This is a genomic window from Pseudomonas sp. AC532 (genome assembly GCF_979258965.1).
This window is the reverse complement of the sequence record NZ_OZ409888.1, coordinates 3,040,351-3,057,140: the sequence shown is the minus strand read 5'-3', so window position 1 is coordinate 3,057,140 and position 16,790 is coordinate 3,040,351. Positions and strand designations below refer to the sequence as shown.

General features: G+C 63.3%; 14 protein-coding genes. 6 read left to right on the top strand and 8 right to left on the bottom strand.

What is annotated here, in order from left to right; genetic code table 11:
* Positions 1–8: 8 nt before the first annotated feature.
* Complete coding sequence (gene hexR, locus ACZ0AV_RS14400) at positions 9–881, bottom strand: transcriptional regulator HexR (RefSeq protein ID WP_499151659.1); 873 nt, start codon at positions 879–881, stop codon at positions 9–11.
* A 153-nt stretch (positions 882–1,034) separates the two neighbouring features.
* Here hexR and zwf point away from each other — a divergent pair, with 153 nt between their 5' ends.
* The 4 genes from zwf to ACZ0AV_RS14380 all read left to right on the top strand — a co-directional run bounded on the left by zwf (position 1,035) and on the right by ACZ0AV_RS14380 (position 5,893).
* Complete coding sequence (gene zwf, locus ACZ0AV_RS14395; protein ID WP_499151658.1) at positions 1,035–2,480, top strand: glucose-6-phosphate dehydrogenase; 1,446 nt, start codon at positions 1,035–1,037, stop codon at positions 2,478–2,480.
* Positions 2,481–2,790: 310 nt separating this feature from the next.
* Positions 2,791–3,258: a TadE/TadG family type IV pilus assembly protein gene (locus ACZ0AV_RS14390; protein WP_499151657.1), complete on the top strand. Its 468-nt coding sequence runs from the start codon at positions 2,791–2,793 to the stop codon at positions 3,256–3,258.
* A 3-nt stretch (positions 3,259–3,261) separates the two neighbouring features.
* Complete coding sequence (locus tag ACZ0AV_RS14385) at positions 3,262–5,337, top strand: pilus assembly protein TadG-related protein (RefSeq protein WP_499151656.1); 2,076 nt, start codon at positions 3,262–3,264, stop codon at positions 5,335–5,337.
* Positions 5,338–5,344: 7 nt separating this feature from the next.
* Positions 5,345–5,893 (top strand): TadE/TadG family type IV pilus assembly protein, encoded by a 549-nt coding sequence (locus tag ACZ0AV_RS14380; protein ID WP_499151655.1) that lies wholly within the window; start codon positions 5,345–5,347, stop codon positions 5,891–5,893.
* Positions 5,894–5,911: 18 nt separating this feature from the next.
* Here the strand turns inward: ACZ0AV_RS14380 and ACZ0AV_RS14375 are convergent, their stop codons facing one another.
* The 5 genes from ACZ0AV_RS14375 to ACZ0AV_RS14355 form a co-directional block, all read right to left on the bottom strand.
* Complete coding sequence (locus tag ACZ0AV_RS14375; RefSeq protein ID WP_499151654.1) at positions 5,912–7,804, bottom strand: PhoX family protein; 1,893 nt, start codon at positions 7,802–7,804, stop codon at positions 5,912–5,914.
* A 364-nt stretch (positions 7,805–8,168) separates the two neighbouring features.
* Entirely contained in the window at positions 8,169–9,014 is an 846-nt protein-coding gene (locus ACZ0AV_RS14370) for an alpha/beta hydrolase (RefSeq protein WP_499151653.1), read from the bottom strand.
* Entirely contained in the window at positions 9,011–11,380 is a 2,370-nt protein-coding gene (locus ACZ0AV_RS14365) for a TonB-dependent siderophore receptor (protein WP_499151652.1), read from the bottom strand. Before ACZ0AV_RS14365 ends, ACZ0AV_RS14370 begins: the two co-directional genes overlap by 4 nt.
* Before the next feature lie 303 nt (positions 11,381–11,683).
* Positions 11,684–12,610: a DUF4880 domain-containing protein gene (locus ACZ0AV_RS14360; RefSeq protein ID WP_499151651.1), complete on the bottom strand. Its 927-nt coding sequence runs from the start codon at positions 12,608–12,610 to the stop codon at positions 11,684–11,686.
* Positions 12,607–13,125, bottom strand: coding sequence for a sigma-70 family RNA polymerase sigma factor (locus ACZ0AV_RS14355; RefSeq protein WP_499151650.1), 519 nt, complete (start codon positions 13,123–13,125; stop codon positions 12,607–12,609). The genes ACZ0AV_RS14360 and ACZ0AV_RS14355 overlap by 4 nt, the downstream gene beginning before the upstream one ends.
* 166 nt (positions 13,126–13,291) lie before the next feature.
* Between ACZ0AV_RS14355 and ACZ0AV_RS14350 the strand changes: the two genes are divergently transcribed.
* Together ACZ0AV_RS14350 and map are read left to right on the top strand one after the other, a co-directional pair.
* Positions 13,292–13,504 (top strand): ParD-like family protein, encoded by a 213-nt coding sequence (locus tag ACZ0AV_RS14350; RefSeq protein ID WP_499151649.1) that lies wholly within the window; start codon positions 13,292–13,294, stop codon positions 13,502–13,504.
* A 26-nt stretch (positions 13,505–13,530) separates the two neighbouring features.
* Positions 13,531–14,268 (top strand): type I methionyl aminopeptidase, encoded by a 738-nt coding sequence (gene map / locus ACZ0AV_RS14345; protein ID WP_499153368.1) that lies wholly within the window; start codon positions 13,531–13,533, stop codon positions 14,266–14,268.
* A gap of 26 nt (positions 14,269–14,294) precedes the next feature.
* On the opposite strand, the gene yczE is transcribed toward map, so the two are convergent.
* Positions 14,295–14,885, bottom strand: coding sequence for a membrane protein YczE (gene yczE, locus ACZ0AV_RS14340; RefSeq protein WP_499151648.1), 591 nt, complete (start codon positions 14,883–14,885; stop codon positions 14,295–14,297).
* Between the two features lie 62 nt (positions 14,886–14,947).
* Positions 14,948–16,786, bottom strand: a complete 1,839-nt coding sequence (gene glmS / locus ACZ0AV_RS14335; RefSeq protein WP_499151647.1) for a glutamine--fructose-6-phosphate transaminase (isomerizing) — start codon at positions 16,784–16,786, stop codon at positions 14,948–14,950.
* Positions 16,787–16,790: the final 4 nt, after the last annotated feature.

The following is a 16,790-nucleotide window of genomic DNA, read 5'->3' as shown; positions in this document are numbered from 1 at the left end:
AGGTGAACTCAGACGCCTTCTTCGTGGGTCTTGATCGACTTGGCCGATAACCGCAGGCTGCGCAGGCTGCGCTTGACGCTCTTGAGGTGGTTGACCAGGCTCGGGCCGCGCGCCATGGCCACGCCCATGGCCAGCACGTCGATCACCACGAGGTGGGCGATGCGCGACGCCAACGGCGTGTAGATCTCGGTGTCTTCCTGCACATCGATGGCCAGGTTCACCGTGGCCAGGTCGGCCAGTGGGGTCTGCCCCGGGCACAGGGCGATCAGCGAAGCACCCGCCTCGCGCACCACGTTGGCGGTGGTCAGCAGGTCCTTGGAGCGCCCGGACTGGGAAATGCACACCGCCACATCCGAGGGCTTGAGGGTAATCGCCGACATCGCCTGCATGTGCGGGTCGGAGTAAGCCGCGGCGTTGAGCAGCAGGCGGAAGAATTTGTGCTGGGCATCGGCGGCCACCGCGCCGGAGGCGCCAAAACCGTAGAACTCGATGCGTTGCGCCTGGGAACAGAGGCCAATGGCCTTTTCCAGCGCGACAGGGTCGAGCTTCTCGCGCACCTCGATCAGGGTGTGCAGGGTGGTGTCGAAGATCTTCATGCTGAAGTCGGCGACCGAATCGTCTTCATGAATGGCGAACTGGCCGAAGCTGGCCCCGGCGGCCAGGCTCTGCGCCAGCTTGAGCTTGAGGTCCTGGAAGCCGCTGCACCCGATGGCGCGGCAGAAACGCACGATGGTCGGTTCGCTGATGCCCACCGAGTGTGCCAGCTCGGCCATCGAACTGTGCATCACCGCCGCTGGATCGAGTAGCACATGATCGGCCACCTTGAGTTCCGACTTGCGCAGGAGGTGGCGTGACTGGGCAATGTGCTGCAACAAATTCACGGGCAGAGACTCGACTGATAAGTAATGAAAAAGCCGGCTGGACTTTGGCGGTGTCGCGACTCGGTTATAGTCCGAGTGCACCGGGCTGTAGCGTTCTTGTAGTTATACTACAAGCCTGCCGCCCCCGCACGGACAAACAGAGTCGGAGTTCCCATGCTGAGCAATTCCTGTGACATGCTGGTTTTCGGCGGCACTGGCGACCTCGCCCTGCGCAAGCTGCTGCCGGCGCTGTACTACCTGCATCGCGATGGCCGCCTGCACGGCGACACGCGCATTCTTGCCCTCGCCCGTAGCAACCACAGCCGCGCGGCCTACCAGGCGCTGGCCGAGCGGCACTGCCGCGTCCAGGTGGCACGCGCCGACTTCGACGACGACACCTGGCGCAGCTTCGCCGAGCGCCTCGACTACGTCGTCATGGACGCCTCGCAGAGTGCCGATTTCGGACGCCTGGCCAGGTACCTGGGCACCGACTCGCAGCGGGTCCGGGTGTACTACCTCGCCACCGCGCCCGATCTGTTCGAAGACATCGCCTCGCACCTCAAGGTCGCCGGCCTGGCCGGTGCCCGCGCGCGTATCGTGCTGGAAAAACCCATCGGCCACTCGCTGGAATCGGCGCAGGCGATCAATGCCGGCATTGGCGCGGTATTCGACGAATCCCAGGTGTTTCGCATCGACCATTACCTGGGCAAGGAAACCGTGCAGAACCTGATGGCGCTGCGCTTCGCCAACGCCCTGTTCGAACCGGTGTGGCGGGCCGGGCACATCGACCACGTGCAGATCAGCGTGTGCGAAACCCTCGGCGTAGAAAACCGCGGCGCCTACTACGATCAGGCCGGCGCCATGCGCGACATGATCCAGAACCACCTGCTGCAGCTGCTCTGCCTGGTGGCCATGGAAGCGCCGGTGCGCTTCGACGCCGAGTCGGTGCGCAACGAAAAGGTGAAGATCCTCGAAGCGCTCAAACCGATCAGCGGGTTCGACGTGCGTGACAAGACCGTGCGCGGCCAGTACGCCGCCGGCAAGATCGGTGGTCAGGAAGTACCGGCCTACTACTTCGAAAAGAACGTGGATAACGACAGCGACACCGAAACCTTCGTCGCCGTGCAGGCCGAGATCAACAACTGGCGCTGGGCCGGCGTGCCCTTCTACCTGCGCACCGGCAAGCGCCTGGCACGCAAGACGTCGGAAATCCTCATCCAGTTCAAACCGGTGCCGCACCAGCTGTTCGGCAACGGTGAAGCCAACCAGTTGCTCATCCGCCTGCAGCCGGAGGAACGCATCAGCCTGCAACTGATGGCCAAGAACCCTGGCAAGGGCATGCACCTCGAGCCGGTCGAGCTGGACCTGAACCTCGCCGATGCTTTCAACAAACAGCGCCGTTGGGATGCCTACGAACGCTTGCTGCTGGACGTCATCGAAGGCGATTCGACGCTGTTCATGCGTCGCGATGAAGTGGAAGCGGCCTGGCAGTGGATCGACCCGATCATCAAGGGCTGGCATCAGCATTACCAGCGCCCGCGACCCTATCCCGCCGGCAGCAACGGGCCGGAGCAACTTCAGCATTTGCTGGAGCGCCATGGCCGCCAGTGGATCGAGTAGCTGATCGGCGTGCACCGAGACGCGCTTTCTCTCGGCGCCGGGCGCACCTTGTACTGCGCCTGGCGCTGCCTGCGCTGACCTGAAACCCGGCCGCAGCCCTGGCAGCGGCCACGCGCCGCCGGCCACCGCCCGCGAACACCATGGGTGTTAGTCACAAAGTGCTATGGCGCAACCTCCACCGCCTTGCTATTACCTAGCTACTGGCCAGCCCTGCAGGCGCGTGGCGGCGTAGCGTTCTGCGCCAGCAGCTCGGGCACTACGGGCCGCCGTGCGCGGCCCAGGCGATTGCAACCTTACGAGGATCAGGGAAGTGCCTCACTCTTCAACAGTCTGCTCGCCTTACACGCAGCGCGGTGCGGTGGCCGTCGAGTTCTCCATCGCCTTCATCATTTTCTTCCTGATCTTCTATGGGCTGGTGGGTTACAGCATTCCCTTCCTGCTCGGCGCCACCTACCAGGAGCTGGCGGCCGAAGCCCTGCGTGACGCGATCCATTCACCCGACACGCGCTCACCCACGCCGCAACAGCTCGCGGTGCATCAACAGCGCGTGCTGCAGACGATGCGCAACTCCTGGTTACCGCAGGCCTGGACGCAGCCCTGTACCGGGTATGACGGCTTTCTGAAAACCGGTGCGGTGTGGAGCGTGTGCGTGCGCCATGCCAGCCCCGAGAGCATCATTGCGCCGTTCTCGATCTTCGGCTGGAAGGTTCCGCAGTTGCCCAGCGAGATCCGCGGTGAAGCGAAGATTCGCCTGCACAACGCGGCGGCAGGGGCTTGATGCATGGGCCGCCCTCGCTCGAACCGGCAGCGCCAGCGTGGCGCCTTCAGCATCATCAGCGCCGCGACGCTGGTCATGGCGATCCTGTTTCTCGCCCTGGTAGTCGATAGCGGCCGCCTGTACCTGGAGCAGCGCAAGCTGCAGAAGCTCGCCGATACCGCCGCCCTGGAATCCATCTCCCGGCTCGCGTCTGGCAACTGCGCTCTCGATACCGCCGCGGCCCACCTTTACGCCCAGGAAAACGCCGCGTCCTACGGTTTTGTCGATACCGCGCTGCAGTCGCTTGCCTCGTCCTGCGTGAGCATCTCGATCGCCGACGGCTTGCGCGTGCCGACCGCCGATGCCGCCAATGGCAGAGCCGTCAGGGTGGTCACCAACAATGAGGTGCCCGCCAGCATCATCGTGCGCACCGGGGGGCTGTTCGGCCTTCCCGGCAAGTCAACCGTGAACCTGCAAGCGGTGGCAGTGGCCGAGAAGGACAGTGACCCGCTGACCGTTTTCAGCGTTGGCGCGCAGCTGCTCGACCTCAACGGCAATGGCTTGCTGCCTAAGCTGCTAACAGCCGCCGGGGTGAATGTAGAGGACCTGACGCTACTCGACTCGCAAGGCCTGGCCAATGCCCAGGTCACGCCGGCTGGCTTGTTGCAGGCGCTTGGCGTGAACCTGGGAATCAACCAGTTGAAGGCGCTGACGCCTGACGGGCTGGCCGAGCTGGTGGACGCCCGAATCGGCGCGGTCGGCATTCAACGCCTGGTCGACATATCGGCGAATCTGGTCACTCATAACGATCTGCTGGCCGCAGACATCAGGGCGCTCGGCGACACCCTGGCCACCTCGCAATTGAGCGGCGCGACGCTCAACCTGCTGGCGACCGATGAACGCCCAGGTCTGTTGAAACTGGTCACCGGCGCGAATCAGCCCCTTGGGTCGGCCCTGGATGCCAGGCTCCCGCTCGGCGAGGTGTTATCCACAGGCCTCATGGCCGCCGTGCAGGGCCGCGGCCTACAAGTGGCTCAGTTGAACATTCTCGGCCTGGTGAAGGTGCAACTGGGTGTCGTCGAACCCCCAGCCATCGGCATCGGCCCGGTGGGCACAACGGCATTCAATGCGCAGACCCGCATGCAGATCGATATCGACAGCACGAGCGCTCCCCTGGCCAACACGCTGCTCAGCACGCTAGGCACCTCGATCAAGCTGCCCATCATTCTCGACCTGGTGAGCGCCAAGGGCGAGCTGACTGATATCAACTGCTCGCTGGCCGAGCCGCAGGCGACCATAGAGGTCGAGTCCACGGTCGGCAACATCTGCATTGGCAGCATGCCCAGCAGCACCCTATGGTCAACGCGCACCAGTTGCACCGAGGCAACCCTGCAAGACGCCAAAATCGTCACCTTGCTGAACCTCGACCTGATCCGCGGTAAAGTCGCGGTGCCACTGGTGGGCACTGGCGTAAACCCGGTCCGCGACGAGGTAACGCTGGCTGAGGACGACTCGCAGATCACCCAGATCAACCAACTGAAAATCGGCGACTCGATCACCAAGCTGCTTTCGCAAGTGACCACCCTGATAGGAAGCGGCGTGCCGAAGGGAACGGACGGCGCTCCGGGTTTCACACCGGACCAGGCCGCGAGAATTGCGGACAGGTACCTCGCTACCTACGTCAACAAGGACGCCATTCGAACGGCCTTGAAGGCGGATGGTCTTGCCTGGCCGCGGCCCGTGGCCCTGCTGGTGGACACGACGATGCCAGATGAATGGCACAGCAAATTGTTGCTTGTCAGCTGCACCACCAACAAGACGGCCTGTCGCAACGAGTTAATAACCTCGCTGCAGACGAAACCACAGAGCGGCTTGCTGAGCAGCGTGCTGACCGGCCTGGCCACGTCGCTTGGCCTGAGCACCAACTCACAGCCCCTGCTGCTCAGCGTGCTCAATCCGGTGCTCGAACTCATCAAGCCGGTATTCAACTCCGTAGGCAGTGCAATCAGCAGCCTGCTTAGCAGCCTCGGCCTGGATCTGGGCAAGAGTGAAATCAAAGTCCACACCATCAGCTGCGGCCTGCCGCGGCTGGTGCAGTGAGAATCCCATGCGCACGTTTTCGAGCAAGCGGCAGCAGGGCGCGGCGGCCATCGAATTCGCCATGCTGTTCGGGGTGTTCTTCGTGGTGGTGTACGCCATCATCGCCTACAGCATTCCCATGCTGCTGATGCTGACTTTCAAACAGGTCACGGCCGATGCCGCCCGCGCCACCCTGCAGGTGGATCCGGCCGACGCCGCCTATACACAGTTGCTGAGCCGCGAAATCACCAGGGTGGTGGAGCGCAGCTGGCTCCCGCAAAGCTGGCGCAGTGGCAATTGCCCGGCACCGCCGCAGGACGAGGCAGGTTTCAGCTGGGCAAGTCTGCCCGGCCATGACGGCCAGCCCTCCTATGGCCATATCGCCCTCGATGCACGAAACCCCAGTGCGCCCCGCTATGTGCTGCACGTGTGCGTGCAGCGCCTGTACAACCGCGAGGGCGCCAGCGATCAGCGGGCCATCGTGCCCACGCTGCGGCTACTGGGTATCAGCATTCCAAGCCTGCCGGCGGAAGGCGACAATGTGGTGATACGCGGCACCACGACAGTGACACTCTGAGCGGCGCCGCAGCGCCTTTCAGGCGCCGATCACACCGCCGTCGTCACGGCTGATGACCATCACCGAGGAACGCGGATAAACGCCTGGGCGATGATCCGGGAAACTCGAACCACCCTCCTCGCCCGGATGCTGAATGCCGACGAACATCGTCCTGTAGTCCGGCGAGAACGCCAGCCCGGTGACCTCGCAGCCCACCGGGCCGACCATGAACCGGCGGATCTCGCCGCTTTGCGGGTCGGCACAGAGCATCTGGTTGTTGCCCATGCCGGCGTAGTCACCCTTGTTGCTGTACTTGCCGTCGGTCTGGATCCACAGCCGCCCACCGCCGTCGAAGCCGACCCCGTCCGGGCTGTTGAACATGTTGTCGGCATTGATCGCGTGGCTGCCCGCCTGGGGCGTGCCGGCATGCACCACCGGGTTGCCGGCGACCACGAACAGGTCCCATTCGAAATCCATCGCGGCGGCATCGTCACCGTGCTCGCGCCAGCGCAAAATCTGCCCGTACAGGTTGTTGGCCCGCGGGTTCGGACCGCCGACCGGCTGACCTTCCTCGCCGCGCTTGCTGTTGTTGGTGAGGGTGCAATAGACCTGACCGTCCTTGGGGCTGACGGTGATCCACTCGGGGCGATCCATGCGCGTGGCGCCCACCTGCGTACCCGCCTGGCGGGCACGGATCACCACATCGCCCTGGCTGGCGAAACCCTGTTCTGCGGTCAGGCCATTCTTGCCGGCGGTCAGCTCGATCCAGCGGCCGCTACCCTTGGGATGATTGATGTTGCCGTCACCCTCGTCGAACCGCGCCACATAGAGCGTGCCATGGTCGAGCAGATGACGATTGGCCTTGGCATCACCGCGCTCGAGGCGGTCGCGGGTGACGAACTTGTAGATGAACTCGCCGCGCTCGTCGTCGCCCATGTACACCACCACGCGACCATCACGGGTGGTGGTCAGTGCCGCGTTCTCATGCTTGAAACGGCCCAGGGCGGTGCGCTTGATCGGCTTGGCGGTCGGGTCGAACGGGTCGATCTCGACGATCCAGCCATGGCGGTTCAGCTCGTTGGGATTCTTGGCGATATCGAAGCGCGGATCGAAACGGTGCCATTCATTCTCGGCACTGGCGTGCAGCACGCTGAAGCGCTTCTGGTCGGCCGTGAACGAAAGCGCTGCATCACTGCTGCCAAAGCAGTCGCTGAAGTTCTCTTCACAGGTCAGGTAGGTGCCCCAGGGGGTCTGGCCGCTGGAGCAGTTCTGGAAGGTGCCGAGCACTTCGATGCCAGCCGGGTCGGCGGTCGTCTTGAGCAGATCGTGGCCGCGTGCCGGGCCGCTGACCTCGATCGGCAGGTTGCCATGCACGCGGCGGTTGTAGGGCGAGCCCTGCACGAATGCCCAGCCAGCGCTGCCACGACGTACCTCGATAACGGTCACGCCCTCGGCATTCTGCGCCTTGCGTACGTCCTCGGCGGATTTCGGCAGGCCACCGTGGGCGAGCAGGTAGCGGTAATTCACGTATTCGTTGTTGATGGCCATCAACGCGCGCTGCGGGTCGCCCGGCCATGGGAAGAAGCTCATGCCGTCGGTGTTGTCGCCGAATTGCTGCAACTGCTCGGCGGCGGTGTTGCTGCCATCGCCCTTGAAGGCGGGGCCCCCGTCGTGCAGCGGCTGGCCCCAACTGATCAGGGTGCTGAACGAATAGCCGGGCGGCAGGGTGAGGGTGTCGGCGGTGGAAGCCGCAATGTTGTCGAAGCCGAGCAGCGGGCTGCCGACCGTTGCGCTGATCGAATCGGCGAGCACGCTGCGGCCCAACAGGCCACCGCCGAGAAACAAGGCCGCACCAGTCAGCGCACCGGCACCGATGAAGCGACGGCGGGAGAGGGTCAGGCGTTCGAGGTCGGTCAATTGATCATCATGCATCACGGCGCTCCGGCGTTCTTCTGATGCGCAGGAACGCTATGTCAATAACATGACCGTTGGATGACAGTTGGTTGCAGCGCGTGTCAGCCCGCAGGGAAGTTATCGACAGGCCGAGCGATGTTCACAAATACGGTGATCTAACCTGTGGATAACCTGGTAACTCTCTGCTACAAGCCATACAGCACAGGCGCTTCGTGAACATGTACAAAATCTGATCAGTACTCATACGTTATTCACAGGGTCTCTGGATAAATCTCGTGGGTACCTGTGCATAAGTATGAAAAGCCCTTATATTCAAATGCCTGCGCGGTATTGGATCTTTTTTGAACAGCCTGCATCGTCACTCAAGCAGCCATATCCAGGATCAAAACCGCCGTGTGCTGATCAACTCGTTCAGCACCTGAGAAGTCACACGAAACACCACCGACGTATGATCCTCGCCCGGCTCGATCTGGAAATCGCTACGCAGCCCGTACTGCGACAGATCTTGCAGGCGCTGCTGCAGGGCGCGGGCATCCTGAACCCCCTGAGGAGCCTCACGATCACCTATCAACAGCGTCAGGCTGCTGTGGGTAAGATTCAGCCGACCTTCTCGGGCATGTTTGAAGAATGCCCGTTCATGTTCCAGCAGGTAGCGATCACGCCACCACAGACTCGGGCTGATCGCCACCACGTGCTGGAACAAGTCAGGCCGAGTGAACAGCGCATAGATGCCGAACATCCCGCCGAAGGAATGACCGACCAGGCTGCGCTGATCCTGATCGACCTCGAAGCGCTCTGTGACCTTGGGCATCAGCCGTTCCTCGATGAAGGCGAGAAACAGATCCTGACCACCCTGAGGCGGCGTGTTGCGCTCGGCAGGTTGTGGCGGCGATAGGTCGAACGCCCGGCGCTCGAAGTCCAGCGGCGTATCGCTCGGATAACCGATGGCCACCAGAATAGAACCGCGCAGCCGTTTCTGGGCACGCTTTGCAGCATGGAAGGCTGGAAAATAGGCATTGCCGTCGAGCAGGTAGATCACCCGGTAGCCGCCGGTGTGCGGCGCATTGCCCTCCGGCGGGCTGATCATGACGCGGTACTCACGCCCTTCGGCGCTTTTCATCGTCCATTGCTCGGTGCCGTCCAGCACCACCGGTGCAGCCTGGGCGACCGCCAGGCTGCCCAGCAGCAGCGCGCCCAGCAGCGCACGCCAACGGCCTACGGCGATCACCAGGCGTAGCTCAGGCTGGTGACCATGCTGCGCGCTTCGCCGCGGTAGCAGAAGCCGTCCTGACAATTGACGTACTGTTTGTCGGTCAGGTTGCGCGCATTGAGGGCCAGGCGCACACCGTCGAGGCCGCCGCTGAAATCGTAGTGCACACCCGCATCGACGAGGGTGTAGGCCTCGTTCTTGACCCTATTCAGGTCGTCACCGTAGACACGGCCGGTATAACGGGCGCCAGCGCCGAAGCCCAGGCCGAAGGGCAGCTTGTAGTCCAGCCACAGGGAAGCCAGGTGGCGCGGTACGTCTTTCGGATCTTTACCTTCGTTACCGTCGTTGCTCTTGGTCACCTCGGGGTCGTTGTAGCTGTAGCTGGCGGTCAGGTGCAGACGGTCGCTGAGGTCAGTGACGGCCTCCAGTTCCAGGCCGCGAGAAACCTGCTCGCCAGTCTGCACGCTGTTGAGCGGGTCGAGCAGATCACGGGTCACGACGTTCTGCTGCGTCAAGTGGTAGAGCGAGGCGGTAAGCAGGGTACTGGTGCCCGGCGGCTGGTACTTGAGGCCCACCTCGTACTGTTTGCCTTCAGTCGGCTTTAGCGGGCCGCTGGCATTGCTTGCGCCTTGCGGCTGGAAGGACTCGGCGTAGCTGGCATAAGGCGCCACGCCATTATCGAACAGATACAGAGCCCCAAGCTGGAAAGTCGTGGCAGCATCGGTACGCGTGCTGTTGATGCCCGAGAGATTGTCGCTAGCGCGCATAGTCGCTCGGTCACGGCGTACGCCGGCCGACAGGCGCCAGTGATCGACCTCCAGTTGGTCCTGCAGGTAAAGGCCGGTGCGCTGGCTGATGTTGTCCTGATCGGTGAGTGCATTTTCAGGTCTGCTGACGGGCTGGTGGTAATCAGGCGCATTCATATCGATGGAAGGCCCGGGGCCGCTGGCATACAGCACCGAACTGTCGAACCAGCCGTAATCCACCCCGCTCAGCAGGGTGTGCTGCACGGGCCCGGTGGCGAAGCGGCTGACCAGGCGGGTATCGGTGGTCACCGACTGCATGTCTTCGTATACCCCTACCGCGCCACGTTCCATTACACCGTTGGTGATCGTACCGGTGGGCTGCAGGTACTGATTGGTGGTAGCCAGTTCGCCGTAACGCAAGTTCTGCTGCAGGCTGAAGGTGTCGTTGAAGGCATGTTCGAATTCATAGCCAAGCGTCCATTGCCGTTGCTGGAGCTTGTCGAAGTACTCGTCGCCCTGCCAGAAGTCGGTCAGGCGACCACCGTCCAGGTAGAGCATCGGCGACGCTGCGGTTTCGCGCTCCTGATACTGGGCCAGGAGGGTAAGGTTGGTATCCGGATCGATTTGCCAGCTCAGCGATGGCGCCAACAGGCGCACGTCGTTGTTCAACTGTTCGATGTAGGTTTGCGCATCCCGATAGATGCCGACGGTTCGAAACAGCAGGTCGCCTTCTTCGTCCAGTTGGCCGCCCACGTCGAATTGCGCCTGCTGGTGATCGTGATTACCGGCCTGCACCTCCACTTCGTTCTTGGCCAGCAGGCTTGGGCGCTTGCTCACCCGATTGACCATGCCGCCCGGGCTGATCTGCCCGTAGAGCACCGAAGCCGGGCCCTTGAGCACCTCGATGCGCTCCAGGGCATAAGCCTCGGTGCCATAGATGGACAGCCAGCTGTTGTAGGGCTGGCGCAGGCCGTCGAGGAAGTCTGCGGTCATGGTGGTATCGAAGCCGCGCACGCTGATGGTGTCGAAACGTGGATCCAGGCCCGAAGCGCCAGTGCGAACACCGGCGGTGTAAGCGACCGCATCTTCGATCGCGTTGACCTTGCGATCGGCCATTTGCTCGGCCGTTACCACGCTGATGCTCTGGGCGGTTTCCAGGATCGGCCGGTCGCTCTTGGTCGCACTGCTGGCATTGCTGGCGAAGTAACCACCCGCCGGTTCGAAGGCCCCCGGCGTTGCCGACGCTTCGATGCTAGTGGCATCGAGTTGCAGGCTGGCCTCGGCCTTGCCCGGCAGCACCACATAACCGGCTGGTGTTTTCCGGGCGATCAGGCCGCTGCCGCCGAGCAGCTTGGCCAGGCCATCCTCGAGCGAGCCGCCACCGGTCAGGCCGGGGCTGCTCAATCCGCGGACCAGATCAGGGGAGTACGACAGCGTAATACCCGCGCGTTCGGCAAATGCACTCAACGCCTGCTCCAGCGGCCCGGCCGAGATGCTCGGCGCACCAGCGGTAACGACCGCCGAATCCGCCTGCACCGCCAGGCTCGTGGTACCGCCCAGCAAGGCCAACGTCAGGCAGATGGCACCTGACAATGTACGGGGCTGAGGCTGAAACGGCAGGAGGCTGGCAGAACGCATGACGGTATCCAATGAGAGAGTGGTTTCCTCTAACCGGACGAGTCGAAAAAGTCCGACAGGTTATTTCACATGGCGCTCGCTGCATCGGCGCCTATAAGGCAAAAGCAGACGTAGGGTGGATGACGCTCTTTTCATCCACCATTGCGATCGGTGGACGGGTCGGGCCGCGTAAGTGAGGCGTCGTCCACTCTACGACTGTGGGAACGGGCCGTGCCCGTGAATAATCACGGGCATGGCCCGTTCCGACAATGAATCACCGAAAGGCCGCTCTCGCCTTCAAGCAGCCATCGATTTCGTGCAGGCTTACGCCACCGGCATCACCCGTACCCACCAGCGCGTACGCTCGACGATCCTCACCGGCAGCAAGTGGGTGATGTTGCGCAACATCACCTCCGGCTCGTCCAGGCGGAAAACACCGGAAAGAGGCAGGTCGGCAACGGCGGCATCACAGCCCAGCCAACCCTGCCGGTAGCGCCCCGCTTCGGCGAGGAAATCGCCCAGGCGAATATCGCTGACCACCAGCAGGCCACGTGCCCAGGCGAAGGGGTCGATAGCTCCTTTGCCGAGGGCGGTGGTGCCGGTCGCGGACACTCCAACCCCGTCGCCGCCCTCCATTCGCCTTTGGCCGCTCGCGGTGGACACCAGCACCTCGCCGCGCTGTACGCGAATTTCGCTGTGATCGTCATGCTCGCGCAGCAGTACGTCGGCATCGCGCCCCTGACACGTAGCGAAACGGCAACGTGCCTGCCAGTCAGCGCCCTCGATCAGTGCTTCGCCACCGCGCAGGATCAACGTATGCCCCGCTACGTCCAGGGCACTGCCGGTGTTGAGCACCACCTCGACAGACGCACCCAGGCTGACGCGGCGGCGTTCCCCCGTCGCAGTGGCGAAGTCGGCCCGCCACGTGGGCGAGGTCTGCGTCAGCAACACCGTCGCGCCCCCCGCCACCAGGCCGGAACCGAGCAGCTTCAGGGTGCGCCGCCGGCCCAGGTCGGCTTCGGCGCGCTTGAGCAGCGGAATGGTCTGCGCGGCATCCGGCAACTGGCTGGCCTGGAACATCCCGCCCATCTGCTGCAGGCGCTGCCAGGCCAACTGATGACGTGCGTCGCGGCGCAGCCAGTCCTGCAGTTGGCGATCCACTTCGGCATTTCCGGCATTGGCGCGCAGGCGCATCTGCCATTCGATGGCCGCGCAGACGATGGCCTTGGGTACTCGCTCGGCTGCACTCACGATCCACCCTCGAAGCACAGTCGGTAGCAGTGCAGCATGGCGCTCGCCACATGGCGCTCCACCGTACGACTGGAGACGCCCAGTTGCTGGGCCACGTGCGCGTGGCTCAAGCCAGCCAGTTGATAGAGCAGAAACGCTTCGCGTACCGCAGGCTTGAGGCCGTCGAGCAATTGCGCGATACGCTCCAGGCACTGCAGCGCTTCGTGGCGCACTTCGGGCGAAGGGTGAAGGGCTTCGGGCACCTGCGCCAATGCCTCGAGGTAGGCACGCTCCAGCGCATCGCGGCGCCAGTGATCAATCACCAGGCCGCGAGCGATGCGCGCCAGAAGTGCCCGTGGCGCGCGGTCCGTGACCGGCTTGCCGCGCACCAGCAGGCGCACGAAGGTGTCCTGAGCCAGATCCGCCGCCTGCTGGGAACAGCCAAGCGAACGTCGCAACCAGCCCTGCAGCCAGCCGCTGTGCGCGCCATACAGCACGTCGAGGGGAACGACAGCATCCGTTTCGGGGAGCGACATGGCACGCCTCAGCCGACAAGCGTGAAAAACGCCACGCATGAGCACGGCAACCGCGCGCACCATAATCGCGAATCGTTCCCATTACAATATTCATCCGACAGGCGCTGCGGTAAATCATCCTCAATTACTATATGATTCATATACGTTTCATATAAGGAACTCGACAATGGGCATCGTCAACATCGATGACGAACTGCATGACCAGATCCGCCGAGCGAGCAATGTGGCGTGTCGCTCGATCAATGCGCAGGCTGGTTTCTGGATACGCATCGGCATGCTTTGCGAAATGAACCCGACCCTCAGTTTCCAGCAGGTAATGGCCGCCGAGTTGCAGGCGGCCGGAGTCGTCGTACCGTCCAAACTGGCGAATGCATCGTGATCAAGACTGCTCGTGAAATCGAGTTGATGGCCGAATCCGGTCGTTTGCTGGCAGCCGTCTTCAGCCATCTGGACAGCCTCGACCTGCTCGGCATGTCGACGATGCAGGTCAACGACCTTGTGGATAACTTCATCGTCCATGACCTCAAGGCACGCCCGGCCAGCAAGGGGCAGTACGGCTATGCCTACGCCCTCAATTCGTCGCGCAATCAGGTGGTGTGCCATGGCGTACCCAGCGCTGGGGACATTTTGCAAAATGGCGATCTGGTCAACTTCGACATCACCCTGGAGAAGAATGGCTACATCGCCGACTCCAGCAAAACCTACCTGATCGGCGACGTTTCTCCACAGGCCCGGCAGCTGGCCGCTGTCACCTACCAAGCGCTGTGGAAAGGCATCAGAGCCGTGCGCCCTGGGGGTCGCCTTGGCGACATCGGCTACGCCATCGAGCAGCACGCCCGCGCCCATGGCTACTCGGTGGTGCGCGAATACTGCGGCCACGGCATCGGCAAGGAAATGCACGAGGCACCGGAAGTGCTGCATTGGGGTAAGGCGAAAACCGGCCTGACGCTGCGCGAAGGGATGACCTTTACCATCGAACCGATGATTAACCAAGGCCAGCCTGGGGTGCGTACCGAACGCGATGGCTGGACCGTCGTAACCCGTGATGGCCAGCTGTCGGCGCAGTTCGAACACACCGTAGCGGTCACCGGGGACGGCGTAAGGGTGCTCACGCTACGGCCAGACGAGTTGCCGCCCCCCTGATGCGCGGCGAGCACGGCCTGCTGGTGTTATCCATCCGTTTCGAGCGTGATCATCGCCCAGGGCAGCATCAACTGGGTCAGCGGTCCGATACCCAGGGCGAATAACAGGGTGCCTACGCCCAGGACAGCCGAACCGGCGAGCAGGAGTCCGATCAGTAGCACGCTCAGCTCTATGGCGGTGCGCATGGAGCGCAGCGAATAGCCGGTCACCCGGTGCAAGCCGGTCATCAGCCCGTCCCGCGGGCCACGCCCGAGCTGGGCACCGATGTACAGGGCGGAACCCAGCCCGCACAACAGCACCCCGCCAAGGGTGAACAGCAGGCGCCAGACGAAAGCATCCGGCGCAACCAATACCTGCAAGCTGAGGTCAGCCACAGCGCCAATGATCAATGCGTTGGCAATGGTGCCGATACCGGGCATTTCCCGCAGCGGAATCCACAGCAGCAGCACCAGAAATGAAACGCCGACCACGATCCAGCCAAAACTGACAGGCAGCAGTTTGGCCAGGCCCACATGCAGCGAGTCCCATGGCGACAGGCCGAGATTGCCGCGAATCATCAGCGCCGTGGAAACGCCGAAGAAGGCCAGGCCGACCACCAGTTGCACGAGGCGGTGCATCAGCTTGCCTGCGCGCAACTGCTCAATCGGCCCGAGTTGAGCGAGCGTAGCCCGTTTACCCATTACTCGACCGTTACGCTTTTAGCCAGGTTACGCGGCTGGTCGACGTCGGTGCCGCGCAGCACGGCCACGTGGTACGACAGCAGCTGCAGCGGCAGGGTGTAGAGGATCGGTGCCAGGGCGTCGTGGATGTGCGGCATGTTCACCACGTGAGTGCCCTCGCCGTTACTCATCGCCGCCTGCTCGTCAGCGAATACCAGCAGCTCCCCGCCACGGGCACGCACCACCTGCAGGTTGGACTTGAGCTTGTCGAGCAGCTCGTTGTTCGGCGCAATGGTGACCACCGGCATGTCGGCGTCCACCAGGGCCAACGGGCCGTGCTTCAGCTCACCGGCGGGGTAGGCTTCAGCGTGGATATAGGAGATTTCCTTGAGCTTGAGCGCGCCTTCCATCGCCACCGGGTACTGAGCGCCACGGCCCAGGAACAGGGTGTGGTGCTTCTCGGCGAACAGCTCGGAGACCTTCTCGACGATCTTGTCCATGGCCAGCGCTTCGTCCAGGCGAGCTGGCAGACGACGCAGCTCCTCGACCAACTCGGCCGCGACGCCATCCTCCAGGGTGCCTTTGACCTGGCCAAGAGCCAGGGTCAGGAGCATCAGGCCGACCAGTTGAGTGGTGAAGGCCTTGGTGGACGCCACACCGATCTCGGGGCCGGCGTGGGTCAGCAGGGTCAGGTCGGATTCGCGCACCAAGGAGCTGATGCCGACGTTGCAGATCGCCAGGCTGGCCAGGTAGCCGCCGTCGGCTTTGGCATTGCGCAGCGCGGCCAGGGTATCGGCCGTTTCGCCGGACTGGGAGATGCTGACGAACAGGGTATCCGGCTGCACCGCCACGCGGCGATAGCGGAACTCGCTGGCCACTTCGACCTGGCAGGGAATGCCCGCCAGACCTTCGAGCCAGTAACGGGCGACCATGCCGGCGTGGTAGCTGGTGCCGCAGGCGACGATCTGCACGTTGCGCACCTTGGCGAACAGATCGGCAGCCTGAGGGCCGAACGCCTGCACCAGCACATGATCGCTACCCAGACGGCCTTCCAGGGTGCGCTGCACGACGGTGGGCTGTTCGTGGATTTCCTTGAGCATGAAATGGCGGAACGCGCCCTTGTCGGCAGCATCGGCGCCTTCGTGGTATTGCACCACTTCACGCTGCACCTCGTTGCCGCTGGCATCCCAGATCTGCACGCTGTCGCGCCCGATCTCGGCGATGTCGCCTTCTTCCAGGTACATGAAGCGATCGGTGACCTGGCGCAGGGCCAGCTGGTCGGAAGCAAGGAAGTTCTCGCCCAGGCCGAGCCCCACCACCAGCGGACTGCCACTGCGGGCGGCGAGCAGGCGATCAGGATTGGCAGCGCTGATCACCGCCAGGCCATAGGCGCCCTGCAACTGCTTGGCCACCGCCTTTAGCGCGTCAGCGAGGTCGCTTTGGGTTTTCAGGGTGTGATCGAGCAGGTGCACGATGACTTCGGTGTCGGTATCGGAGCTGAAGTGGTAACCCAGCCCCTGCAGACGCTCGCGCAACGGGCCGTGGTTTTCGATGATGCCGTTGTGCACGACAGCCAATTGGTCAGCGGAGAAATGCGGGTGGGCGTTGTTTTCGGTCGGCACGCCGTGGGTGGCCCAGCGGGTGTGCGCGATGCCCAACCGGCCTGGAAGGGGCTCGCTGTTCAGCGCGCTTTCCAGCTCACTGACCTTGCCGACGCGACGGCGCCGCTGCAACGTGCCCAGGTCGTCGACCAGCGCTACGCCGGCACTGTCGTAGCCGCGGTACTCGAGGCGCTTGAGGCCCTCTACCAGCACAGCGGTGATATTACGTTCGGCAATGGCGCCTACGATGCCACACATAGCG